The sequence below is a fragment of the Pedobacter sp. GSP4 genome (assembly GCF_051857575.1).
GTDB lineage: Bacteria > Bacteroidota > Bacteroidia > Sphingobacteriales > Sphingobacteriaceae > Pedobacter.
In genome coordinates this window covers 742,711-768,000 of the sequence record NZ_JBPZIR010000002.1, presented here as the reverse complement: position 1 = coordinate 768,000, position 25,290 = coordinate 742,711, and the positions used below count along the sequence as shown (strand labels likewise).

18 protein-coding genes are annotated in these 25,290 nt (G+C 40.2%); 11 read left to right on the top strand and 7 right to left on the bottom strand.

Features of this window, described 5'->3' with window-relative positions; all coding sequences use genetic code 11:
• The first annotated feature begins 8 nt into the window (after positions 1-8).
• From ACS5PU_RS06775 to ACS5PU_RS06730, 10 genes are all read left to right on the top strand, one after another.
• A complete protein-coding gene (locus tag ACS5PU_RS06775) occupies positions 9-1,763 on the top strand; it encodes a RagB/SusD family nutrient uptake outer membrane protein (protein WP_439458520.1) in 1,755 nt (584 codons plus the stop codon).
• 15 nt (positions 1,764-1,778) lie between these two features.
• Positions 1,779-4,904, top strand: coding sequence for a SusC/RagA family TonB-linked outer membrane protein (locus ACS5PU_RS06770; RefSeq protein ID WP_439458519.1), 3,126 nt, complete (start codon positions 1,779-1,781; stop codon positions 4,902-4,904).
• 16 nt (positions 4,905-4,920) lie between these two features.
• Positions 4,921-6,744, top strand: coding sequence for a RagB/SusD family nutrient uptake outer membrane protein (locus ACS5PU_RS06765; protein ID WP_439458518.1), 1,824 nt, complete (start codon positions 4,921-4,923; stop codon positions 6,742-6,744).
• Positions 6,745-6,960: 216 nt separating this feature from the next.
• Positions 6,961-7,251 carry a hypothetical protein gene (locus ACS5PU_RS06760; RefSeq protein WP_439458517.1) on the top strand — a complete coding sequence of 97 codons (291 nt, stop codon included), beginning with the start codon at positions 6,961-6,963 and terminating at the stop codon, positions 7,249-7,251.
• Positions 7,252-7,635: 384 nt separating this feature from the next.
• Positions 7,636-9,063: a hypothetical protein gene (locus ACS5PU_RS06755; RefSeq protein WP_439458516.1), complete on the top strand. Its 1,428-nt coding sequence runs from the start codon at positions 7,636-7,638 to the stop codon at positions 9,061-9,063.
• Between the two features lie 56 nt (positions 9,064-9,119).
• On the top strand, positions 9,120-10,514 hold the full coding sequence (locus tag ACS5PU_RS06750) for an alpha-L-fucosidase (protein ID WP_439458515.1): 1,395 nt from the start codon (positions 9,120-9,122) through the stop codon (positions 10,512-10,514).
• A complete protein-coding gene (locus ACS5PU_RS06745) occupies positions 10,514-12,106 on the top strand; it encodes a beta-N-acetylhexosaminidase (RefSeq protein WP_439458514.1) in 1,593 nt (530 codons plus the stop codon). The genes ACS5PU_RS06750 and ACS5PU_RS06745 overlap by 1 nt, the downstream gene beginning before the upstream one ends.
• A gap of 24 nt (positions 12,107-12,130) precedes the next feature.
• Positions 12,131-13,633 (top strand): alpha-L-fucosidase, encoded by a 1,503-nt coding sequence (locus ACS5PU_RS06740; RefSeq protein ID WP_439458513.1) that lies wholly within the window; start codon positions 12,131-12,133, stop codon positions 13,631-13,633.
• Positions 13,634-13,836: 203 nt separating this feature from the next.
• Positions 13,837-15,900 (top strand): glycoside hydrolase family 2 protein, encoded by a 2,064-nt coding sequence (locus ACS5PU_RS06735; RefSeq protein WP_439458512.1) that lies wholly within the window; start codon positions 13,837-13,839, stop codon positions 15,898-15,900.
• Between the two features lie 304 nt (positions 15,901-16,204).
• A complete protein-coding gene (locus tag ACS5PU_RS06730; RefSeq protein WP_439458511.1) occupies positions 16,205-17,698 on the top strand; it encodes a family 43 glycosylhydrolase in 1,494 nt (497 codons plus the stop codon).
• Positions 17,699-18,561: 863 nt separating this feature from the next.
• Here the strand turns inward: ACS5PU_RS06730 and ACS5PU_RS06725 are convergent.
• The 6 genes from ACS5PU_RS06725 to ACS5PU_RS06700 all read right to left on the bottom strand — a co-directional run bounded on the left by ACS5PU_RS06725 (position 18,562) and on the right by ACS5PU_RS06700 (position 23,399).
• A complete protein-coding gene (locus tag ACS5PU_RS06725) occupies positions 18,562-19,011 on the bottom strand; it encodes a hypothetical protein (protein WP_439458510.1) in 450 nt (149 codons plus the stop codon).
• Between the two features lie 211 nt (positions 19,012-19,222).
• Positions 19,223-19,375, bottom strand: coding sequence for a hypothetical protein (locus ACS5PU_RS06720; protein ID WP_439458509.1), 153 nt, complete (start codon positions 19,373-19,375; stop codon positions 19,223-19,225).
• 65 nt (positions 19,376-19,440) lie between these two features.
• On the bottom strand, positions 19,441-19,869 hold the full coding sequence (locus tag ACS5PU_RS06715; protein WP_439458508.1) for a hypothetical protein: 429 nt from the start codon (positions 19,867-19,869) through the stop codon (positions 19,441-19,443).
• 198 nt (positions 19,870-20,067) lie between these two features.
• Positions 20,068-20,478, bottom strand: coding sequence for a hypothetical protein (locus ACS5PU_RS06710; protein WP_439458507.1), 411 nt, complete (start codon positions 20,476-20,478; stop codon positions 20,068-20,070).
• A gap of 24 nt (positions 20,479-20,502) precedes the next feature.
• Positions 20,503-22,629, bottom strand: a complete 2,127-nt coding sequence (locus ACS5PU_RS06705; RefSeq protein WP_439458506.1) for a hypothetical protein — start codon at positions 22,627-22,629, stop codon at positions 20,503-20,505.
• 59 nt (positions 22,630-22,688) lie between these two features.
• Complete coding sequence (locus tag ACS5PU_RS06700; protein WP_439458505.1) at positions 22,689-23,399, bottom strand: hypothetical protein; 711 nt, start codon at positions 23,397-23,399, stop codon at positions 22,689-22,691.
• 555 nt (positions 23,400-23,954) lie between these two features.
• Between ACS5PU_RS06700 and ACS5PU_RS06695 the strand changes: the two genes are divergently transcribed.
• Positions 23,955-24,188, top strand: coding sequence for a hypothetical protein (locus ACS5PU_RS06695; protein WP_439458504.1), 234 nt, complete (start codon positions 23,955-23,957; stop codon positions 24,186-24,188).
• 258 nt (positions 24,189-24,446) lie between these two features.
• On the opposite strand, the gene ACS5PU_RS06690 is transcribed toward ACS5PU_RS06695, so the two are convergent.
• Complete coding sequence (locus tag ACS5PU_RS06690) at positions 24,447-25,229, bottom strand: HAD-IIA family hydrolase (RefSeq protein WP_439458503.1); 783 nt, start codon at positions 25,227-25,229, stop codon at positions 24,447-24,449.
• Positions 25,230-25,290 lie beyond the last annotated feature (61 nt).

Here is a 25,290-nt window from a genome sequence, read left to right as displayed (position 1 = left end):
ACAGATTTATGAAAAAATATTTTATAGTTGCCTTCGTATCTGCTGTGTTATTTGGAACATGGGGATGTAAGAAATTAAGCGAAGATACCCCTTTAGAACTAATTGGTCAGGAAATTATTTTTGACAAGACAGATTCACTGGGTGTAAATGCCGAGAAATTTTTGAACAGTATTTATGCCGGCCTGCCAAACGGGAATAACCGGATCACCAATAATATACTCGATGCTGGTACCGATGATGCGCTGCCCAATGCAGTAGGCGATGCCGTGCAGTACTTTAGCAACGATGGGGTAAGTCCATCGAATGTAGTAGATAATGTTTGGGCCAAGAACTACGCCAACATCAGGAAAACGAATATCTTTTTGGCCAATATCGATATTGTTCCCTTAAACCTTAAAGGTTACAAAGACAGGTGGAAAGCCGAGGCACGTTGCTTAAGGGCAATGTCTTATTTCGAGCTGATTAAAAGATGGGGAGGTGTTCCGCTTATCGGTGATAAGGTTTTTACGGCAGAAGAAACCATTGATGTTTCGCGCAATACCTATCAGCAGTGTGTAGCTTATATTGTAAGTGAACTGGATGCGGCAATGCCTTATCTATTAACCGCAAATGCATCTACCAATGGTACCTTTGCCGCAAACTTTTACGGGCGTTTTGGCCGTGGTGCAGCTATGGCCTTAAAAAGCAGGTTGCTTTTGTACGCGGCCAGTCCGCTTAATAACACCACTAACGACCTTACCAAATGGGCCAGTGCCGCCGCTGCTGCAAAAGCAGTAATGGACAGTGTTGCGGCAGCTAAATTTACCTATGCATTAAATAGTGCCGCCACAACAGCTCATTATACAACCACTACACTTGCCGGGGTAGCACCAAGTGCGGCGCTTGCCACTTATGTTACCAATGTAAACAAGTTTTTAAGTGTTTTTACTACGGCCAGTAACAACGAAATTATTTTGCCTTACATGGCAGCAAGCAACTCTACGGTAGAAGTACTGAACGATCCGGTAGGGTATACCCGTGCTTCATCATCTTCGGGCAAAACCAATCCAACCCAAGAACTGGTAAACGAATATGAGATGACCAATGGCAAACTGATTACCGAAACAGGTTCGGGTTATGTGGCTACCAATCCATATTATGATAGAGATCCGCGCTTTCCGGCTACCATTACGTTTGATGGCCTTTACTGGTTAAACAGAAAAGTGCAGACTTACGATGGCGGTTTGGACAGGCCATTTGGCTACGGAAGGGTAACTAAAGGCGAAACCCGTACAGGTTATTACATGCGTAAGTTTATGACCAGCAATTCGAGCGGAACATCATATTCCAATTACCCGCACGTTTTTCCCATTATCAGGTATGCAGAAATACTGTTAAACTATGCCGAGGCCCAGAATGAGGCCGTAGGGCCAGATGCCAGCGTTTACACCGCAGTTAATGCCATTAGAGGTCGTGTGGGTATGCCAGCCTTGCCTGCAGGATTAACGCAAACGCAGATGCGCGATAAAATCAGGCATGAGCGCAGGGTAGAATTTGCTTTTGAAGAGCACCGTTTTTGGGATATCAGAAGATGGAAAATTGCTGCCACGGTACTGAACGGAACCCTCCATGGCGTTCAGGGTACAATGGCAAGTGGCGTAGTTACCTACAAAACAGTAGATGCCGCTACAACCAAATTTGATGCGAATAAAGGCTACCTGTATCCAATTCCATTAAACGAGGTGATTTCAAATAAATCGATGGTTCAAAACCCTAACTGGTAAAATAGCGCAGAACACATGAAAAAATTTATTAAAACAATATTCTTGTTTGTAGCGCTTATTGTTTGCAATAGGGCAAATGCACAAACAGGTAAAACCGTAACGGGAACCGTTAACGATGGTAACGGACCAATTCCTGCAGCAACCATTTTTGAAAAAGAGTTTACCAGCAATGGTGTTTCAACCGACGAAAAAGGCCGTTTCGTTTTAAGATTAAGGGGTAATCAAGGAGTTATCGTCATTAAATCGGTAGGTTATCTTTCGCAGGAAATCAATGTATCATCAAAATCCAGCGTCAACGTGCTTTTAAAAGATGATGCCAAAGGTTTAGAAGATGTGGTAATTCTGGGTGTAGGGCAATCGGCTAAAAAGATTACTGTTACCGGGGCAGTAAGTTCAATTTCGGGCGAAAAAATCCGTCAGAGTCCATCAGCAAGTTTACAGAACAGTTTAGCGGGCCGTTTACCAGGTTTCTTTTCGCAGCAACGCAGCGGTCAGCCGGGTAACGATGGTGCTGCCTTCCAGATCCGTGGAATCAGTACCTATGCCGGTGGTACCACACCATTGGTTATTGTTGATGACGTAGAGGTAAGTGCCGATCAGATCAGCTCTATCGATAACAATGAGGTAGAGAGTGTAACCATATTAAAAGATGCATCAACCACTGCCGTGTACGGTATCAGGGGTGCAAACGGTGTCGTAATTATTACCACCCGCAGGGGGCAAAGCGGTAAGCCAGCATTAAATGTAAAAAATGAAAGCGGCCTGCAGATGCCTACGCAGCGGCCGGTGGTTAACCCGGGTTATACCACTTTAAGCTTATTCCGCGAACGCTTGGCCGGTTTATACAATAACCCAGCTACTTTATATCCAAATTTCTTTTCAGGAGATAACCTACAACATTACCTCACCAACGACGATCCTTATAACCACCCGAATGTGAACTGGTGGGATGAGGTAATTAAAAAGGTAAGTTTACAGAACAAAATCAATTTCGACATATCGGGCGGTACCGAAAAGGTAAAGTATTTTGTTAACCTGGGTTATTTATATCAGGGCGGTTTATTTAAGGATTTTTCTGAAGGTCAGGGATATAACTCCAACTACTTATACAATCGGTACAACTTCCGGTCGAATGTAGACATTACCCCAAATAAAAATTTAAAGATCAAGATAGACTTATCTGGGAAATTTGGCGTAACCAACGAGCCTAACGATAAACCATGGAACAATGGCGGTACCATATTTCAATACCTGTGGAATGGTGAGCTTTCTTCATTTCTGTACCCAATATATTGGCAAAATGGTTTAATTGCCAGCTCTGCAGCAACAGGAACCAAGCCCAATCCGGTAGCAAACTTGATGTATTCGGGTTACAACCGTGGCTATAACAACAATATCGCGGCCGCTACCAGCGCCAACCAGTTATTGGATGTAATTACCCCAGGTTTATCGGCAAACTTTTTGGTTTCTTACACGGGCGATTACAGCTTTACCCGCAATTTAACGCGTGCATCAAGCGAAATCCTGGCTTACAGTTACGATCCAGCTACCCAAAAATACAACCCAACTACAGCAAACCTTTACCGGATGGGCGTTTTAACCCGTAGCACCACTTTTAACGATACCAAGCGCACCACAACCATCCGCGGCGGACTGAATTACAACCGTAGTTTTGGAGATCACAATGTGGCTGCAGTGGCATTGCTTAACCAAACGCGTACCAATATTTTGCCGGTAGGCAGTACAACGGTTACTTTAATTGATCCATACAACATTCAGGGCTTTACCGGTAAGGCTACTTATGCCTACAAACAGAAATACCTGTTGGATTTGACTGCTGCTTATAACGGATCGGATAGGTTTAGCGAAAACAACCGTTTTGCCTGGTTTCCAGCGGCCAGTATTGGTTGGAACATCAGCGAGGAAAAGTTTGTAAAGGATAATTTAAAGTTTATCAGTTTCCTAAAACTTAGGGCTTCTTACGGTATAACCGGTAACGATAATATTGGTGTAACCAGCTTAATTTATCAAAAGAGCTATTCAACAGGTGCAAGCGGTATAGTTTTTGGTGAAACGCCACAATCTTACTCAGGTATTGTTGAACCCACTTTATCTAACCAGAACGTAAAATGGATGACGGTAAACGATTTGGATATTGGTTTGGATGCTAAATTTTTCGGCAGCAAACTATCGTTAACGTTAGATTATTTTAATAAAAAAACAACAGATATTTTTACCACGCCAGGCTTGGTGCCGGCTTCTTTTGGCGCAACCTTGCCTCCTTATAACTTAGGGCGTGTACACAATACCGGTTACGAGGTTGATTTAACCTACAGGGATAAAGTAGGTCCTAATTTTGAGTTTTTCGTAAATGGCAATGTTACTTTCGCTAAAAACAAAGTACTGTACCGTGATGAGCCCGCTTACCTGTACGATGGATTGGCCTTAACCGGTAAACCTGTGGGGGCTGTTTTTCAGTATACCGCAGATGGTTATTACGAAAGCCTATCCGATTTATACAATTCGCCCCGTTTAGCGGCTTCTGTTCCTTTATCTACCCTACAACTGGGATCGATAAAGTATAAAGATTTAACCGGCGATGGTATTATTGATGCCAACGATAAACAATATATCGGCAACAACAATCCAAACTATACAGGTGGCTTAAGCTTCGGTTTCTCTTATAAAGGTTTCGATGTTTCGACCTTGTTCCAGGGTTCTTTCGATTACATCATCAACATGAACAGGGGAGCGCTGGCTTATGCACGTCCAGACCGCGTTTCAGTGCCATGGAATCTGGGAAGATGGACGCCGGTAACGGCAGGTTCGGCTTCGTTTCCAGAACTTTCGGGCAGTGTACAAAATGGTTTCGATGGCTCCGGAAGTTATTGGTCTACTTTCTGGTACGTGCAGGGCGATTACATCAGGTGGAAGAATTTTGAACTGGGCTACAGGATCCCATCATCTTTTGCCAAAAAACTGCATGTAAACAATATCCGCGTATATGCCAATGGCTATAATATGGGCATCGTTTACACTAAAATCCCTTCGTTTATCGATCCCGAGTCGGCATTAACCTCATCTGCAGGTGAATATCCACAACAGCGTGTATTGAATTTCGGGATACAATTTGGACTATAACTTTTAATCAAAAGATATGAAAACTAAAATATTTACCATAGCACTGGCCTTATCAATTGGGATGCTGCTATTCTCTTGCAAAAAAGGTGGTTTCCTGGATTCGCAGGTAGAAGTACTTTCGGAAGAAAATGTATTTGCCGATAGTACAATGACCTTTAATTTTCTGAACAACATTTATTGGAATACCGGTTTGGATATCCATCCTTACCGCAATACCATTGGTGGTTTTTCGGGCGCAGGACCAGGTACAAGCGATTGGAACGATAGTTTCGAAACGCTAAGTTCGAATGCTACAAGCGGCTTTTCGGGGCAGGATGCATTTTTAAAAGGCACTTCAACCAGCTCAAGTCACCCTTTACTGGCTATGTGGACATTGATGTACAAAAAAATCAGGGCTGCAAATAAATTTATGGCCAACGTGCCTAATTCGCCCATTTCAGCCTCACGCAAAAAGGTTTTAATAGCTGAAGCCAGATTTTTAAGGGCATTTTATTATCAGATGCTGGTGAGGTATTACGGAGGCGTGCAATTGGTAGGCGATGATGTAAGCGACGATTTTCCAACCTACGATTACAAACGTAATCCTTATAAAGACTGTGTAGATTACATTGCTGCAGAATACGATAAAGCAGCGGTTGATTTACCCAGTGCAACCACATTAGAGGCGATTAATTACGGTAGGGCTACGTCAGGGGCATGTAAGGCTTATAAAGCCAGGCTGCTGGTAACTGCTGCGAGTACGCTATTTAATGGTAGTCCGGCAAGTGCTGATGCTGCCGTGCGCCCATTTATATGCTATTCTGCCAATTACGATGCCACCTTATGGCAAAAAGCAGCCGATGCCTGCAAAGCCGTTATGGATTTGCCAGAATATGCCCTGATTGTAGATAATGCGACCAAGGCTGGCGATGGTTTCTTTAAACTGTTTACCAGTGGCAGAAAAACCAGTGAATATATTTTCGTTTATAACCTAGCACTCGCAGCGGCCAGTGCTTCTGATACGAATGGTGGACTGGAGCGTCCGTTTTTCCCTTGGACCATTACCGCAAGGGGAGCAGGTTCAACAACTTCTATGAACCCAAGTCAGAATGTAGTGGATGCCTTCGGGATGGCGAATGGAAAATTGATCAGCGATGCCTCATCGGGCTTCAATATCCTAGATCCTTATAAAAACCGTGATCCAAGGTTCTACAATTCGATTATTTATAATCAGGCTACCATGACCAGTAGATCAACAACGGCTTTAACCACCATCAATATTTATACCGATGCCAATAACAATCCGGTAGGTGATGGTATTCAGCCCTATCATACCAAAACAGGTTATTACACCCGTAAAATGTGCAATGATCGCTTGCCTTTTGCCAGTTTAACTGTTGCCAGGGCCTTGCCTATGATGCGTTTGGCTGAAATGGTTTTAGGTTATGCCGAAGCTTTAAATGAATTGGGCAGAGTAGAAGAAGCCGTAAGTGAAGTAAACAAAATCAGGAACAGGGCTGGTATTACCGCTGGTGCAGATAACCGCTATGGCATTCCTGCAGGCGTAACACAAGATCAGCTAAGAACCCTGATCAGAAATGAATACCGTGTAGAATTTTATGGCGAAGGCCATTGGTATTACGATACCCGCAGATGGAAAACCGCAGAAATTACCGAAAAAGGAAGTTTGTTGCTGGCCAAAGGAAAACAGAATCCAGCAGGTAGCGCATATCCATTTGCATATACCTATGAAAATGCATTATCAATGAATTTTATTGCACCTGCCATGTATTTTGTGCCGATTCCATTAAGCGAGGTTTTAAAATCAAAAGGCTTGTTGTTACAGAACCCAGGGTGGTAGTTGATTGAATGATTGATTGAATGATTGAATGATTGATTGATTGAGTGATTGATTGAGTGATCGTTAGTTTGGAGTTGAGAGTCGGCCGAGTAGTTAGCAATAAGAGTCGATTTTCAGCTTCTAAATGTTGCCCAGGCAGTTTGATGCGTTCAATCTACCCAACTTTCGGTTGCTATATGCAAGAAAAATAATTTAGGAAAAATCCAGTACGAACCAATGACAAATGAACTAATGAACCCTATTACCAATATCAGAACCCTCGAGCCGATTATCTTTTACTCTGGTAAGGCAGATGAGCTTCAGATTTTTTTAAAAGACACTGATTTTGGGGAACTGATTATTATTTCGCTTGCTGATGATCAGTTAAAAGTTAAAGAAGTGCTGTTGGAAGAAACAAATGAAAAACTGGACTGGAAGCAGGATTATAAAGGGCTAAGGATTTTAGTGCCTGAAACAGGGCATGCAAGTAACAATAAAATGGGACGTGTATTGAAGGTTAGTTTTTAAGTAGATGTATGGTCATTAAGAAGTTAAGAACATTAAGGTTTAGCGGCTATCTGTTAATTAACCAGTTTAAACAATTGACCATATAATTCAATGACCATTAAGAAGTTAAGGATATTAAGGTGTGGCTGCCATTCTAGAATACTATTAACCATGAGCCATTAACCATCAATCATAAGTCAATTAACCAGTTTAAACATTTAACCAATTAACCCAAATAAGTCAAACCATTTAAGAACATTAAGACTTAGCCAACGCAGCCATGGACTATTAACCATTTACTATCAACCATTGACAAATGAATTAATGACTAATGAACTAATGACCAATGAACTAATGACCAATAAACTAATGAACCAATAAACCATAAACCTTTAACCATTAACAATGAAAAACAAAAAACAACTTTGCTTTGCCTTGCTCTTGATGATTTCGAGCGGCATTTTAATGAGTAGCTGTAAAAAGGCACAAGTTTCAGAACCAGAAACCACTCAGGCAAAACCAATTAAATTGGCACTAGAATCGGGAACCACACCGCCGAGTTTTGTAACCAATACTAAAAACCTGAACATCGTAATGTTTGTGCCGACCGATAATCCGGCGCTTTCTGATTACAAAACCCGCTTAACATCGTTACTTGTGCATTTTCAGGGCTGGTTTCACACCGAAATGTTAAGGTATGGCTATGACAAGTACATGGGGCTACCGAAAATCGATTCGACCGGATTGGTGCGTTTTATCGAAATACCGGCCCAGTTTGGACAATCGGCCTATCCTTACGATTCAGGGGTTTCTGCAACAAAGATCTTAAACGAAATTGCAGCGTACAAGGCTACACATGCTTCCGAGTTCTCCAATTCGAGTCATACACTAATCCTTTTGCCAAACAGAACCGATGGCGGCGACCAGCCTTTTTATGGCTATGGTAAAAACTGCTTTGCCGTTGATAATGCAAACATGGCTGTGGATAAAATTCCGAATGCCAGCTCAAACCTGCTGGGTGGTATGTTGCACGAGTTGGGCCATGGTTTAAATTTACCGCACGATCATGCCAAATACGCTTCTGAGCAGCCAACTTTGGGCACTTCACTAATGGGATCAGGAAATGTAACCTTTAGTAAAGGCCAACCTACCTTTTTAACCGAGGTTGATGCCGCCATTTTAAACCGTAATGAAGTATTCCAGAATCCATTGCCATCAGAAACACCTTACGAGGCTGCTACCACCACAATTGATGCGCAGTTTGCCTACAATGCCACTACACAGGCTTTCAATGTTACGGGTTCGTTTACCAGTAATAAAGAGGTGAGCGATATTTTGATCTACATGGATCCTGATTTGGGCAGCAGCGATGCCGATTACAATGCCGTAACCTGGAGATCGAACCCTGGAACCAGTAATACCATTTCGGCAACCATTCCATTTAGCGAGCTTTATTACAAAAACAACGAAGCATACAATATCAGGGTAAAACTTTTATTGAAAAACGGTGGCAATGTGAGCAAAAACTATTCATTTTCTTTCTTGAGCGGGGTACCGCAGATTGGTGTAAACGGTTCAGCTAAATTTCACCAGAATGCCAGTTATGGTGGTTATGGCGTATCGTTACCTGTTGGCCAGTACACCACAGCCGATTTAATCAGCCGTGGCATCAGCAACAACGATGTCTCATCTGTTAATTTAGGTTTAGGGGTTAAAGTGATTATGTATGATGGAGATAACTTCACCGGAAGCAGTATCGAACTCACCTCATCAAGCACCTATGTTTCTACTTTTAATGATAAAGCATCATCTATAAAAGTAATTGCCCTTTAATTAATTATCTTATTTTTAAACAGACCTCTAAGAAAACGTTCGAACACCAATACCAAATGAGAAAAACACTTTTTTTGAGTCTGTTATTTGCACTGTTTGCCCAGCTGTTGTTTGGGCAAACAGTACAAAAAAATGCATTGGAAGACTTTAAGGCCTATAAATTCGGTTTATTTCTGCATTGGGGCCTATATGCCCAAACTGCAGGCGATTGGAAAGGGCACGCCGTAAAGGGAGGAGAGCATTTTATGTTATACGAGCGCATCCCTGTGCAGGAGTATAGCACCATAGCCGAACAATTTAACCCGACAAAATTCGATGCCGACGCCTGGGTTAAACAGGCCAAAGAAACCGGTATGAAATACATTGTGTTTACGGCCAAGCATCACGATGGTTTTGCCATGTACAATTCGGCCAGTTGCGATTATAATGTGGTAAAGAAAAGCCCATTTAAGCGCGATCCCATTGCCGAATTGGCCAAAGCCTGCAAAAAATACAAACTTACCCTTTGCCTTTATTATTCTTTGGGCAGGGATTGGCAAGATCCCGATGTGCCAACAAACTGGCCGGTAAAAGCGGGAAGAAGCAATACCTGGGATTTCCCGAACGAAGACGCAAAGGTTTTTAACCGTTATTTCGAAAGAAAGGTAAAACCTCAAATTACCGAGCTATTAAGTAACTACGGGCCAATTGGTGTGCTGTGGTTCGATACACCAGAGCTGATCAGTAAAAAAGAGAGCGTACAACTTAAAGCATTGGTTCATAAATTACAGCCAAACTGTCTGGTTAACAATAGGATTGGAAATGGATTTGGCGACTTTTCTATTTCAGAGCAATCCTTAACCCCAGCTTCAAAAAAGGCTTGGGAATCGTGCCTAACCATTGGCCAGAACTGGGGCTATAACAGGCACGATAGCGTTTGGAAATCGCCCGAAGTACTGGTTCGCCATTTGGTAGAAGTAGCAGCCAACGGGGGCAATTTGTTGCTCAATGTTGGTCCGCAGGGAGATGGAGCATTCCCCAGCTGGGCAACTGAGCGTTTAAAAGAAGTTGGCAAATGGATGGATGTTAACCACGAAGCCATTTACGGTAGTCGCCCATGGTTAGCCGTAAAAGAAAATACAGCCGAAGTTAGGAGTGCAACGATAGAAGAAAGTAAAAATGCCATTAAGGATGCTGTTTTTGATGGTACGCCAAAAACGACTGCGCCTGATGTGTATTACACCGCAAAAGATAAAACCATATATGTTTTTTTGCGGAGCTGGCAAAAGCCCGATGTTCTGCTCAGGCAGCTAAACAATAACCTGGTATCGGTTAAAAATATAACACTATTGGGTAATAAAAGTAAATTACAATGGACGATAACCGATGCGTATCTGAAGTTGAAACTGCCCTTGGGCTTTAATAAAGGAACGCAGCTTCCTGTTTATGTTTTAAAAATAACAACCAATTAATGAGGTTACTATATAGCTTACTTATATTATTTATTTATTTGAATGCCTTTGCACAAGCGCAAAGCGGTATTATTCCTGTACCCCGTAAATTTGTTAAGGGAAATGGCTATTTTACATTGAACAATCAACAAACCATTGGTTACAATAACAGCCAGTTAAAAGCACTTGCCTATTACTTTCAAAACGAACTTTTAAGCCAGAAAGGAATTACCCTACAACAAAAAAACGCACAGGCAACAATTTTGCTGATGCTTAAACCGGACAAGAAAAAAACCGATTCCAGTGCTTATCAGATCAGCATTAAACCAGGGCAGATTATCGTTTCGGGCAATCATCCCAATGGGATCTTTTATGGTTTAATTTCAATCCTCCAGCTTGCCTTAACCAGTAAGAACAACCAGATCCCCGTTGCCGAAATCAGTGATGCACCCGCTTATGGCTGGCGTGGACTGATGCTCGACGAGTCGCGACATTTTTTCGGAAAAGAAAAGGTCAAATCTATTTTAAACTGGATGGCTTTTTATAAGCTCAATACCTTTCATTGGCATTTAACCGATGAGCCTGCATGGCGCCTGGAGATTAAGCAATATCCTGATTTATCACTCATAGGTGGTATTGGCGATTATTTAAATGCCGGTTTGCCCGCTCAGTTTTATACCCAGGCCGATGTGCGAGAAATTGTTGACTACGCGGCCGAACGCTTCATTAAGGTAATACCGGAGATTGATATGCCCGGACATGCTACGGCGGCCAATAAGGCTTATCCCGAATATTCTGGCGGTGGATCGGCAGGGCACCCTGAATTTACCTTTAATCCAGGATTAGAAAAAACATATGCTTACCTCAGCAATATATTAAAAGAAACCAGTGTGCTTTTTCCGGCGGGCCTAATACATTTAGGTGGCGATGAAGTGAGTTATGGCAACGAAAAGTGGAGCAGCAACCCTGATATTTTGAAGCTTCGTGAGCGCGAAAAACTGAAAGATAACGCTGCAGTTGAACATTACTTTATGAAACGGATGGCCGATTCGCTTTACCAACTCAATGCAAGAGCTATTTTTTGGGATGAAATGGCTGATGCAGACCTGCCCAAAGAAAAAACGATTATGTACTGGTGGCGACAGGAAAAGCCAGCGCAGTTGCGTACGGCATTAACCAAAGGCTATCAAACTGTTTTATGTCCACGCTTGCCGCTGTATTTCGATTTTGTTCAGGATAGTACACATCAATACGGCAGGAAATGGAACAAACTTTATAACCCGATTGAGCAGGTATACCAGTTTGATGCTTTGGCTTTTGCTCAAAACGAGCAGGAGAAACCATTGATACTGGGCATACAGGCCAACATATGGACAGAAACGGTAGATGGTAACCAGCGCTTGGATTACCTGCTTTTTCCGCGCATTGCGGCATTGGCCGAAGCCGCATGGACACCACAAAAAACAAAGGATTTTAAGGCTTTCAATACGATTTTAACACAGCATTTGGAACTGTACAGCAAAGCTGGATTGTACTATTACAATCCTTTAAAGCCCTTGCAAAACCCTGAGATACCCGTAAAAAGGAAAAAACCATTAAATTATAAGGATTAACAAGAAGACGCATAAAATTAACACATGAGAAAGATAGTAAAGTGTGCATGGATGGCCATGCTTGCAACAGCTGCTGTAAGCCAGGCCAGCGCACAGTGGACCGGACCCAAAAGCAAGCCTACAAAAGAAGTAGAAGTTAAATATGGCACATTAACACCGCCGCACCGCACCGATGCCGATATGCAGGCATTCCGTAGCTATGGTTTAGGCCAGTTTATACATTGGGGCATTTATTCTATTGCCGGTAACGAGTGGAACGGTGTAAGTGCGCGGGGCGGGGCTGCAGCATCAGAGTGGATACGCTCTTGGGGCGGGCCAACGGCGCCTAAAGATTGGACCACTACTTACGATAACCTTTATAAACGGTTTAATCCAACTAATTTCGATGCCAGGCGTTGGGCTAAACAGGCTAAAAACATGGGCGCCAAATATGTAATTTTTACCACCAAGCACCATGATGGTTTTGCGCTGTGGCCAACAAAGTATTCGGATTATAACATAGCTGCATCGCCTTACAAGCAGGATATTGTTAAACAGATTGTTGATGCCTATACGGCCGAAGGCATTGATGTGTACCTGTATTTCTCGGTTTTGGAGTGGAACAATCCAAATTACATGGGTAAAGCACCTAAAACAGACGAGGAAAAAGAGAAATTCGGCAAGTTTCTGCAATACACCCGGAATCAGCTTATGGAGCTGCTAACCAATTATCCTAAAATTAAAGGTTTTTGGTTCGATGGTACCTGGGATGCTTCGTGGAAAAGCGCTTATGAATTTACCTACAACCTGGAGAAAGAACTGCGCGAGAAACACCCTGGATTAATTATCGGTTCGCGTTTCCGTAATGATGAACATGGGGCTAGGCATTTCGATTCAAACGGCAATATTTTGGGCGATTACGAACAAGGCTGGGAACGTAAACTGCCTACTGAATTCGAATGGTTAAACGGCAACGATTGGGATGCGGTAATGACAATCCCACCAAATGGATGGGGCTACATGAAAGATTGGTCGGGCATTTATACCAAAACCACTGATGATTTATTGGATATGTTGATGCACTCAGTATCCATGAACGGTAATTTCGTATTGAATTTTGGTCCTGATGGTAACGGAAACATGCATCCCGAAGAAGATAAACTGGCCAAAGAAATTGGCGAATGGATGAAATTAAACGCCGAGGCTGTTTATGGTGTGCGCCATGCCGCTTTAACACCTTCTAAGTTGGGCTATTTTACACAAAAAGATGATCATCTGTATTTAACGGTTTTTAATAAGCCTGTTAACGGGATTGTACGCATTGCCGTGCCTAAAAATGCCACACAGGTTCCGGGTACAGCTGCACTTTTAAGCAATGCCAAAAATTTAACGGTAAAACGCTCGGATATTGGATTGGATTTAGATAAAAACACTTATTACGATGTGCTGCTTCCAAAAGATTTTCAGCCCAATAGGGCATTTGTAATCAAGATGAAACTGGTTCCGCCTCAAACAAAATCGACCAAATTAATGGATGCGAAAATGTAGTGTAGTATTAAGTGTTTAGTGGCAATACAATCGCCAAGCTCGTTCATCCTCGTTACAAACGAGGACGATAGGAAAAAAAAATATTAAGTAAAGTCGAGCAGGCGCATTAAGATTGTAATCCTGAGCAGGTGGAAGGAAAACAGCACACAAATAAATTACTGAAACAACTTGAGGGTGAAGAAACCTCAATTTTACCAAGAAGAATGAAGATAGATACGACAAGATTGAAAAAAACAGTTTTAATTACCCTGTTTGCTTTTTTAGCTAGTTTTGCATCAGCTCAGCAAGCAGGTAGAATAACCCTGCCATTTAATGCAGGTTGGTCTTTTAAAAAAACAAAAGATAGTGCTTCAACAAAATGGGAGCGTGTTACCCTTCCACATACCTGGAATGCTGTAGATATGCAAACCACCAAGAATTTTTACGAAGGCGAAGGGATTTATAAAAAAGACTTTGTTTTTGGAAACGAATATAAAGATAAACGCCTTTTTTTAAAGTTTGAAGGGGTTGGGCAACTGGCGGAGGTTTACGTAAACAATAAACTGGTGGGTAAGCACAAAGGCTCTTACAGTGCCTTTTGTTTAGATATCAGCTATGCCATAACACTGGGCAAAAGCAATACCATTATGGTTAAGGCCAACAATACAGCCAAAAAAGATGTTATTCCGGTTAACCACTTCCTGTTTGGTATTTATGGTGGTATTTACCGCCCGGTAACACTTATTGCAACCCATAAACTGAACATCAGCACTACCGATTATGCTTCGCCTGGTATTTACATTTCACAGAAAAATGTTTCAGAAAAATCGGCCGATATTGCCGTGGAGGTGAAGGTAGAAAATAAACTGGCGGCAGCTAGCGATGTATCTATCAAAACAGCTATTTACGATAAAACCGGTAAAGATGTTGCCAGCACCACAGATAACTACGTGGTAAATACGCAGGGCAGACAGGATTATGTACAGCAACTTACCGTTCAAAGCCCAACGCTTTGGGATGGATTTAACAATCCGTACCTCTACAAAGTGGTTACGCAGCTCATTCAAGATAACCAGGTTATAGACGAGGTTGTGCAGCCTTTGGGCATCCGTAAGTTCGAGCTGGTGGCCGGAAAAGGCATGATGCTTAATGGAAAACGCTATAACATGTACGGGGTTTCGAGGCATCAGGACCGATGGGAGTACGGCAATGCGCTCAGCAATGCACAGCATAAAGAAGATCTGGATATTATTAAAGAAATGGGGGCAACAACCATCCGTTTGGCGCACTACCAGCAGGCCGAATACCTGTATGCACAGTGCGATACCATGGGCTTTGTCATTTCGGCCGAAATTCCTTTTGTAAATGTGTATACCGGAGAAGAGGGCGAAAATTCGAAACAGCAGCTTATGGAACTGATTAAACAGAACTACAACCATCCTTCCATTTATATGTGGGGCCTGCATAACGAAGTGTACGGTAAAACGCCTGCGGATTTCCCAGCCGTGCTAAGCCGCGATTTAAACGATATGGCCAAACAGCTCGATCCATACCGCTACACCATAACAGTGAGTGGTTACGGCGAAATGGACAGGCCTACCAACCTGAATGCCGATGTGCAGGGCATGAACCGTTATTATGGCTGGTACGAAGGTAAAATTGGCGCTTTAGAGAAATGGGCGACAGATTTAGAGGCTAAATACCCGGACAATAAGGTTATTTTATCGGAATACGGTGCCGACGGAAATGTGCTGCAGCAACAGGAGCAGGCCGATTTAAAAGATACCTACAATTATACACTGCCCTTATATCCTGAAACCTACGAAACCAAAACACATGAAATACAGTGGCCTATTTTAGCCAAACATCCCTACATCCTGGCTTCTTATGTGTGGAACATGTTCGATTTTGCTACACCGATGTGGAACCGTGGCAGCATGCCTGCCAGAAATATGAAAGGCCTGGTTACTTTTGACCGTAAACTAAAGAAGGATGCTTTTTATTGGTATAAGGCCAACTGGAGCAAAGAACCGGTATTATACTTAACTGAAAGGCGTGCCACATTACGTAAGCACCAGGTTACCGAAGTAGTGGTTTACTCGAACGTGGGCGTGCCGAAACTTTACTTAAACGGAAAGAAAATTACGGCCGAGCCTAAACTGGTTGATGGCAATGTGTTGTATAAATTCGAGAATATAAGCTTGAAAAAGGGCAAAAATACAATTGAAACCAGTGCTGTTAAAGCGGGCAAGAGCCTGAAGGATAGTATTACCTGGCTTTTCAATTAAAAACATAAATGTAAACCACGCGGTAAGGGCTATCTGGTTTGTTAGAATGTCCAGATCCTTGCCATAGTACGGTGCAAACATCAGAATGGTTATCTGTTATTGGCCCGTGCAGTACATTTATTTGGTTAGTTAATGGTTGCGTAGCGATGGATGTTGCTACGCAATCTCCATTTTAGGGCTAACTGTTTATCCAGTAAAAAGTAGCGGTGCGCAAAAAGCACAAACTTTATATCAAATACTGCAAAATTAATTTTTATGATTAATTTACATTTGGTTTAACGTTTTAGTGAAATTTTCGGGTAGTATGATGAAGAGATTTTTAGCCATTACATTGATGACATTGTGCTTGGGGTCGGTTTTGTTTGCGCAGCAGATCAAAAATTTTACGCCGGATGGCAAACAGATTACCCGTTTCGACCAAATGGGGAAGGCCGTTGACGCCCACGATGGGGAGATTGCTTACTTTGGTGGAACTTATTATTTATATGGCACCAGCTACGATTGTGGTTTTGAGTGGAATAATAAAACGGCACCCTTTTGTGGCTTCAAAACCTACTCTTCTAAAGATATGCAGAACTGGAAAGATGAAGGTTATTTATTCGATGCCAAAACACCCTTGTGGCAATCGCGTTGCGACGGCAAAACATATGGTTGTTTCCGCCCCCACGTAATTTTTAACAAAAAAGCCAACCTGTATGTGCTGTGGATAAACGTTTACGATAACGTTAGCGGTTACCGGGTATTTACAAGCAAATCGCCCATAGGGCCCTTCATTGAAAAACCTGAGCCTAAAATTTCGGTCAATAGCGATATGCCTGCCGCAGGTTTGAACAATGGAGACCATGATCTTTTTATCGATGATGATGGCAGGGGCTATCTGGCCTTTACTGATTGGAGAACTAAGGGAACCATCGTGATCGAACAATTAACCGACGATTATCTCACTGGAACGGGTAGAGTGGTAAAATCTATCACCACCGGACAAACAGAAGCGCCCGCTCTGTTTAAACGAAATGGCATTTATTATTTAACCTATTCTGATCCTAACTGTGGCTATTGCTCCGGAACGGGAACGTCTTACCGTACGGCAAAAAGTGTATTCGGACCATGGAGCGAAGGCCGGAAAATAAGTGATAACTCTTGCGGTGGGCAACCTTCTTTTGTATCGACCATGAAAATTAATGCCGAAACTGTTTACTTGTACGGCAGCGATTTATGGAATAATGCAGCAAAGAACGAAGCATTGGCCAATTTCTATTGGGCTCCCTTAACCTTTGCGGCCGATGGTTCTATTAATCCCTTGGAATGTTTAAAAACCTTTGCGCTCAAAAAAGGTAACGCGGAGCCAGCGGGATTAAAGGAAGATTATCTGGCCAGTTGCGATATTAATGCGGGTTTAAGCAGAAGCCAATCTTTCAGGTCTGCAAAATCAGGTCTGTTAAAATCGGTTGATATCACCACACTTAAAAGTGGTTATCCAGATCAGGATTTAATTGTAGCGTTTTATCCGGCTGTAGCAGGGAAAATCAGTGGAGCAGCTTTAGGTAATGTGGTGGTATCCGAAAAACTTATAGGCTGGTCGGCGAAACAGATCAATATTAAAACTGCAATTGCCGTACAAAAGCAGCATGAGTATATTATGGTCATTAAATCGGGCGCTACTACAGGTTGCTATGGTTTTGCCATGGGTAAAGCAGCAGTCCAATCGGCAGATGTAACAGCAGTTAGTAAAGATAAAGGCGCAACTTTTGAAGCTATGCCGGGCAACAGGTTAAAAGTGAATTTTAATGTAGAGTAATCTTTTTTGTTGGGTTGGTTTTGTGAATCGCGGGTACTATTATATAGATCGCGGGTGTATCAATATAAATCGCAGGTGCAATAATATAAATCGCGGGTGCTATTCTATAGATCGCGGGTGCATCAATATAAATCGCGGGTGCAATAATATAAATCGCGGGTGCTATTCTATAGATCGCGGGTGCATCAATATAAATCGCGGGTGCAATAATATAAATCGCGGGTGCAATAATATAAATCGCGAGCGCTATTCAATAAATCGCGAGCGCTATTCAATAGATCGCTTGCGATTTATATATACCATTGAAGTAAATAATTTAATAGACAAGGTTATACCTTATTATTACACCAATTAGGCAAAATATTAGTGAGGTTGCAAAGAAAACAATTCCTGTTATATACTTTTTCTTTTGATGCTGTTTGTGCATAATGATGGATACACATGCTCCGGCCAGTGATAAAAAGTAACCTATAGTAATGAAGGTATTTAATGTTCTAAGCATTATGACTTGATTCCTTCCAGCACGATATGTGGAACTTATGGAAAGCAATTTATTGTTTCTTATTGGCGTAGATGAAGCTTCTTTTATTGAGTAAAAACGGCTATCAGGTATAAGTAGAAAAATAAATAGTTGAATTACACAGATTGATAGTACTGTAGTATAAATGATTTTTAAGGTTTTCATACCATTGATATTTAAAAATGTTAGCGCTGTCCCCTTGGAATTTATTTATCCCCAAAAAGCTCACCATTTTCCTTTTCCATTGCTACCCAGTCCAACCAATAATCTTTACCAGTTTGTCCTGCGCCCGAGGGGTCGATTTGAAAAAAGTCAGGAATGATTTCAAAATTTTTCCGGGTTTCTAATTCATGTATGTAATGTGTAAAGCATTCCGAAAGGATGAAAAGATAATTTCACTCAACCCTTCAATATCTCCACCATAGTCATGATCATAAACCCTAATTGGGTATTCATTATTCTCTACCTCATATCTTCCGTCAAAAACCAAAGGACCGGCATCGTTGCCCTCATCTCCAAAAGGATATAATTTAGCTTCAATAAGATCCTCTGCTAAAGAGTAATCCAGGTTATCAATAATTTGCTGTAAAGGCTCATTTGGCGATGAAACAGGAAGATCTATGAGTTGACATGAACAATCCAAGAAAAAATATTGCTTATGCCACTCAACAAAACTTTTGGGGAATTTTATACCAAACTTATGTTCAACTTTTTGATAATCGCTATCAATTAATGTACCCTTAATAGGTTTCCATATATACCAGCCTTCTTCATCAACAGGTGAAGTCATCATATTTTCAGGCGTTCTTCCTTTAACCTATACCCTACTAAAACTGCTATATTTAAAATAGGCAGTAAAAAAAGATTTTATTGTACCATCCATAATGTAATATTGTTGCTTTGGTATTTGGCAATGTTTATATAATGTTCAGTGAAAAGAATATCTGTGATTTTTATTTATTGGTTGAAAAATGGGAATCATGTGAAATTGAGAACTCATCAACTTAAGATATCGTATTTTTTTTTTCTCCAACTTGGATAATTTCAAATTCGTTTATAGACCTTTCGACAAAACTTTTCGAAATATTTGTATTTTTAAAATCCTCTTCGCTTGGCTTTAATTTTTGAATTTTATCAACAAAATCTTTTGCTTTCATGCTTTTAACCGCAATTAAAAAAAGTGTTTATATCAATTTTTATAGACAACAGTGGTTTCGCATTTTTATGGATGAATAGATACCTCAACGTTAGGCAAACTTTCTTTTATTTTTTTTAATTGAGCATCTGGTATAATTGCAGTCATAAAAAGTAAAGCTTTAAGGTGTTTACAGGATTTTAAAACAGCTATGATTTGTGTTACGGAACTAGCATCTCCGATCGAAAAAGAGATGTTCTCCAAATTTGGCAGTTCCTGTAATTCAACTGGTAATTCCTTGATAAATAAACCATCTAAATGAAGGTTTACGAGTTTGCTATAAAATTTAATATAATGTGGAATCTCGTAATACGTTGCATCGGTCGGCATTTTATTAAAGGGTGGGTATACCGTAGTCTTATTATTCCTTATTAACATTGTTGTTGCCTCAACTGATGTAGGATTTCTTTTAAGGTATCCTTCATTGAAATGATGTATAGGAAGATCTAAAATCATAGGTTTGGTAAAATTAATTGAAGAAAAGGTTGCCTCATAAAAAATGGCAACCTTTTTATAATTTTAAATGTGATTGCTAACGATAATAAAAATTACATTTTATCTTGAAAACTTTACACTTTTATAAGGTGAGTCTAAAAACTTTGTGGCAGGCTTGTGTAACAGATTTATTGTGGGTTAATGCTTATAGATAGATTGTTAATTTTTTTTATCAACGAAAAAATGGATTGCCGTAGCAAAAAGACAACTGTAAATAGATGAACCAATTAAATAATATATATTTTTCCAGTAGGGCGACATCCATATATTATGAAATGTCCCAATTATACAAATACAGATAATAATTATCAGTTCAAATAAAATAATTTTACTAATTAGATTGCTTTTTTTCCTTCTAGTAATTATCAGATTATATGGTAGTAATATAAAAATTGCAAAACCTAATGGTAGGATCAAAAAAGTTGTTAACGCCATTAATTTCTCATATTCGATAAATGATCCCAAAAAAAATGAACTACCATCTTTGATTTTTATATAATCAAAAATTAATTTAATAATTGGTACAATAATAAATGCTAAAACGATATTTGATATAATTCTTCTTTTCATTTTATAAAACTAATTTAAAGCATTTTAATCTGGACATTTTTTTGATAGGGCACTTAATGGTTTTCTTCCTTCCATTACATCTTTTACCAAAGTCCAATCAGTTCTTTTAATTTCTTTCTGATCTATAATCGCACTTCCTCCATGGGAATCAACGAATGTTTTAATCCCCACTTGAAGAGAATTCCATAACCCATCTGCTTGGCTAAAGGGTACTCCATTATTTATGCCAAAGAATCTAGGTAAAAACTCCATTATATCACCAGATACTTTTGTGAGTCTATCGACCCCTCTAGTAAAAAATGTGTAGGTACCATTTGCATTGGTAATATAGCCAAAATCACGATGACCACTCACAGGATGATCGCCATACATGGGCTCGTAAATAGTTGTAAATGTCCAACCATTGGATGCTGATTTCGATGTTATTACGGAAGCATTTTCGGGACCCGAAATATCTAAGGCAATGATGCTGCCTTTAGGATTATTAGAATACCATAAATCTCTATCATCTATACCATTATTATTATAAGGTTTGAAAGTCTTAGATTGGTTGGTAAATTGATCTAAATTAACTCTTAAATAATGTAAAAATTGGTCAGCAGACAAACGTTGATTGTTAACAATAGGAAGTTCATTAATTGTAACAGGGAAATAATCCATATTAATTATTGGGCTAGATGCATCAGATATTTTTTGTATTCTGGCAATTTGTATTCCGATTAAAACCTGACTTAGTCTTGAATTTTTCAATTGATCCAATTTACTCCTTATGCTTAAATCAGGTGAAAAATTTGCTGTTGCAATCCACTTTTTTATTAAATCACAAGGAGCATCAGAAATAAGACCGAGTGGATTGTTAATAATAAACTCTCTAAATTCGAAAATACTATTAACGTTAACATTACTATTCTCCATCAAATAGCCAACCGCCCATTTTCCAAATTCCTTCGTTTCTGATGATTCCGAAATTAGATTAAGAAACAGTTCATTTGCGATTAAAGGATTATTATTCAGAAATGTTGCTTCAGCAACTGATAAATGTAAACCCAGATCAGGATCTGAATTAAACCAATCCAATAAAAGATCTGCTGTAGATTTCGGCGTGGGCAAGGGATCATTTCCTGGTAGTGGTGTACCATCTGTTGGTACTAATATTGACGAACAGGGTAGGATATATTCCATTCCGGGTGGCGGTGGGGTTGTTGGTACCACATAATTGGGATCTGGATTGCAACTGATAGGGGTATAGTCTCCCGGATTGGGAGTACCACCACCAGGTGTATTCGGCGACCCGGTTTCTCCCGTTCCTCCAGGGTTTCCTGTTCCTGTTGTTGGTTTATCCGGGTCAAAGGGTAAATCACAGTCATATTCTTTTGTTACCTGTATTGTACGCTGATATCCCTTTTCCGGTTTTACGGTGCATTTGCAAATTGCTGCTTGTTCGTAGGTATGTCCGAGGCAGGGACAGGTTTTTGGAGAGGTTTTAATTGTTGTTGTAGTGGTAACAAAACATTGTATATCGCTGTTTCCGGCATCCATTTTGGTGTCTTTAACACTTGCAAGCATTGTCTTTTTTAATGATGTTGTTTTGATCGGTACTCCATCACTAAAATTGTACAGCATTTTGATCCTGCCGTCCCAATCTTTCACCAATATCTTTCCATCATACTTACGCGAAAATTTGGCATCTATCCACTTTTCTGATGGCTTGAGCTCTACCCATTCTGTAATAATTTTGTTTTCCGAATCCTTACACATCATGAGATAGTTCAAAAAGCCATACTTCACCATTCTTTTTTCAGAAATGTGGATATATACGCCCGGCCTATATAAAGGTGTTAGAATAGCATTTGTACCGATACTTAAATCCTTAAGCTGAGAAGCATCCCACATAGGTAATTTATCATCAACAATTTCATTGGTGTTATTAGTACCGAATGGAATTATTCCGGTAGAGGAGAGTTTGGTTCCGGGCTTAAGCTTTAAAATATTTTGTTCGAAATACTGCTTAGCTTCCTCAACAGAAATTGATTTTTTTAAAACATTTGAATTAGGTTGTAATAGCTCTTTTTTACAACCTTCTACCAAGAACAGGTACATTAGAATTAGGCAAGCCATGGCAGTGCCTTTAATAAGCGTTAATTTGTACATTGTTAATTTAGTTTTTAAATGGAGAGGGATTTAGCAATAACAGCCATTGGATTTCGCAGCTAAGCATTCATCCTGGTGAAAGTAAGCGCTAAAATATGCTTGCGTTGCGGATGATCATCTTTTAGTGATGCTTTAATATAATTTTTAACCCCTAATACAATATCAATCAAACCAATTTGTTCGGCGTAAAAAATAGTAAAGCGTTTCTTCCGGGCATCATCAACAGGTGTTTTGGCTAGTGCTACAGCTGTAATGTTAGCCTCCATGCTGCTAAGCAAGTTTTGAAAAGAAGCAATGCTAATATCGGTTTCGACAGGTTGGTAAACTTTGCTTGTGATCAGTACATCAAGGTATTGTTTGAAATTTTCTACCCTAGCATCGTAAGATACCCTAGCATTAATACGCAAACTGGCTTCTTCTGCCGTTGTGTTTTTTTTGCCTATTCCCCTTAATTTATCGGCCAATGTTTTTGCCGTTTGTAATTCGGCAGGATTATTAATTGCTGCCTTTAAATAATTATAGCTACGGGTAATTAGACTGCTAAAGGGTTTAAAAATAAGTTCTTGGTCATCTACAGCTTTGCTGTAAACAGGTAAAACCTGGCTAACAGCGCGCGTAGCATCTTCTGCACTTTTTGATAACTGTTCTAAGTCATCTATCGAAAATTTTGGTTGAGGGGGCTGGTAATCGTCACCTAGGGTCTTTAAACGGATAATTAAATCTTTTAAATTAGCTGCATTTTTTGCAAAACCGCTTTCTGTGTTCGACATTGTTCTTCTGGTTTAGGTAAGTGTTAAGTTTTTGTGGCTTAATATTTTGTTCTACTAGGCAAAAGTTAAACCACATAATTTTTAACCCATTCTTAATAAGTTGTTTTAAGTGCTTTTATGGCGTTTTAAGGTTAACCAGGGCAATTAATTAGTACACAAGAAAAATTGTGATGTTAAAAAGTATAGCGCTGCTATTGGGGATTCTCTGAGTTGTCGTGGAAATTGTTCCCCAAAATTACCCGATTGAATAAGCTTTTCCCCATTTTTTTTGTTCGGTGAAATGAGCTTGCCATTCTAATAATATTTATGAATAGCAGTTATATGCTGTAATATGAGTTTTGTAAATGGCTGAGGTATTTCATACTTGATTTAAATGGATTATATATAAAAGATCGATCACTTAATATTTGGTTAATTTTTAAACACCGATTTTAACAATTTCATAACCCTATCTCCTTATCTAGCTAATAGTTTACATTCATCTTTGTAAACGGAAACAGCAGGATAAAGTCAGGTGAGGTATAATTTTTTTGTCGAACAATTAAGCAGCAAGATATGAGATTGGTAACATGTGTAGGTCTTTTAATGGTAATACCCGCCATTGCGCTGCTGACTCAAAACAATAATATTCCGGATCATAAATTGCCTGCTGTAAAAACGCATCAATACGTTAAACCGATGTCGAAGGAGCGGAGCGATTCTGTACAGTTGACTAAAACGACAGATGTACAGCTAGCAGCCCAAAACCATCCGGGGGTAATCTCAGGCAGTTCTGGAAAAGATAAATAGAAATAAACAGGTATTAAAATCTTCAATTATCATTAAGCCGGTTAAGCTCTATTTCTTAAGGATGATAAATTGGTGCCATCGTTTAAAAAGACCATTAAGGCATTAAGTTAGTTAAGACTTATTTCTTAATGTCCTTAATTTCTTAATGGTGAAAAATTAGTGGGGTGTTTTTTTTACTAACCATTAAGGCATTAAGTTAGTTATGACTTATCTATTAATTTTCTTAATGATAATAAATGGTTACGAGCTAAGCCCCAACTATTTCCCTTCCCACCAAGCCAAAGGAAACTGGATTTCATCAACCGAGCTAGCAATCATATCAGGTTTAAACGCATAATGCCCTAAAGTATCTTTGCTCGATATACCCGAAAGCACCAAAATAGTTTTATAACCCATCTGTACGCCGCCCTGGATATCCGTTTCCATGGTATCACCAATAACGGTAGTTTCACTAGTTTCAAGCCCAAGAAATTTACGTGCTGAACGCATCATCACTGGACTTGGTTTGCCTGTAACAAATGCTTTTCTCCCTGTTGCTTCTTCAATCATGGCCGTGGTGGCCGCAATGCCCAAGTTGTTCCAACCCGGTTTTTTAGGCGATGGGTCTCTGTTGGTGGTGATGAATTTTGCCCCTGCCAATATCATATCAACGGCGCGCTGTACCATTTCGAGGGTAAAGTTTCTACCTTCACCTAAAACTACAAATTCAGGGTCGGTATTAACCAATGTAATGCCATGATCGTGCAAGCTGCTCAACAAACCACCTTCGCCAAGCACATATGCAGTACCATTGGGACTTTGATCTGAAAGAAATTTTGCCGTTGCCATTGCACTGGTATACACATGGCTTTCTTCTACTTTTATGCCCAGCCCTTTAAGTTTGCGCACCACTTCCAGTGCCGTTCTTTGGCTGTTGTTGGTCATAAAGGCAAAAGGAATGCCTTCATCTATCAATTGTTTTATAAATTTATCTGCACCCGTTATCAATGCCTCCCCACTATAAATCACCCCGTCCATATCTATTAATAAGCCTTGTTTCATGTTTAAAAGATTTAAGTTTTATAAGCAAATTTAGTGTTTCCGTGTTCAATCTAAGTTAACA

Bases quoted from the DNA above. Each gene is read 5' to 3' on its own strand.
- ACS5PU_RS06755 (WP_439458516.1), top strand. From the start codon at position 7,636: ATGAAAAACAAAAAACAACTTTGCTTTGCCTTGCTCTTGATGATTTCG.
- ACS5PU_RS06725 (WP_439458510.1), bottom strand. From the start codon at position 19,011: ATGATGACTTCACCTGTTGATGAAGAAGGCTGGTATATATGGAAACCT.
- ACS5PU_RS06715 (WP_439458508.1), bottom strand. From the start codon at position 19,869: ATGATTTTAGATCTTCCTATACATCATTTCAATGAAGGATACCTTAAA.
- ACS5PU_RS06690 (WP_439458503.1), bottom strand. From the start codon at position 25,229: ATGAAACAAGGCTTATTAATAGATATGGACGGGGTGATTTATAGTGGG.
- ACS5PU_RS06730 (WP_439458511.1), top strand. From the start codon at position 16,205: ATGATGAAGAGATTTTTAGCCATTACATTGATGACATTGTGCTTGGGG.
- ACS5PU_RS06705 (WP_439458506.1), bottom strand. From the start codon at position 22,629: ATGTACAAATTAACGCTTATTAAAGGCACTGCCATGGCTTGCCTAATT.
- ACS5PU_RS06775 (WP_439458520.1), top strand. From the start codon at position 9: ATGAAAAAATATTTTATAGTTGCCTTCGTATCTGCTGTGTTATTTGGA.
- ACS5PU_RS06700 (WP_439458505.1), bottom strand. From the start codon at position 23,399: ATGTCGAACACAGAAAGCGGTTTTGCAAAAAATGCAGCTAATTTAAAA.
- ACS5PU_RS06720 (WP_439458509.1), bottom strand. From the start codon at position 19,375: ATGAAAGCAAAAGATTTTGTTGATAAAATTCAAAAATTAAAGCCAAGC.
- ACS5PU_RS06745 (WP_439458514.1), top strand. From the start codon at position 10,514: ATGAGGTTACTATATAGCTTACTTATATTATTTATTTATTTGAATGCC.
- ACS5PU_RS06740 (WP_439458513.1), top strand. From the start codon at position 12,131: ATGAGAAAGATAGTAAAGTGTGCATGGATGGCCATGCTTGCAACAGCT.
- ACS5PU_RS06765 (WP_439458518.1), top strand. From the start codon at position 4,921: ATGAAAACTAAAATATTTACCATAGCACTGGCCTTATCAATTGGGATG.
- ACS5PU_RS06735 (WP_439458512.1), top strand. From the start codon at position 13,837: ATGAAGATAGATACGACAAGATTGAAAAAAACAGTTTTAATTACCCTG.
- ACS5PU_RS06760 (WP_439458517.1), top strand. From the start codon at position 6,961: ATGACAAATGAACTAATGAACCCTATTACCAATATCAGAACCCTCGAG.
- ACS5PU_RS06695 (WP_439458504.1), top strand. From the start codon at position 23,955: ATGAGATTGGTAACATGTGTAGGTCTTTTAATGGTAATACCCGCCATT.
- ACS5PU_RS06770 (WP_439458519.1), top strand. From the start codon at position 1,779: ATGAAAAAATTTATTAAAACAATATTCTTGTTTGTAGCGCTTATTGTT.
- ACS5PU_RS06710 (WP_439458507.1), bottom strand. From the start codon at position 20,478: ATGAAAAGAAGAATTATATCAAATATCGTTTTAGCATTTATTATTGTA.
- ACS5PU_RS06750 (WP_439458515.1), top strand. From the start codon at position 9,120: ATGAGAAAAACACTTTTTTTGAGTCTGTTATTTGCACTGTTTGCCCAG.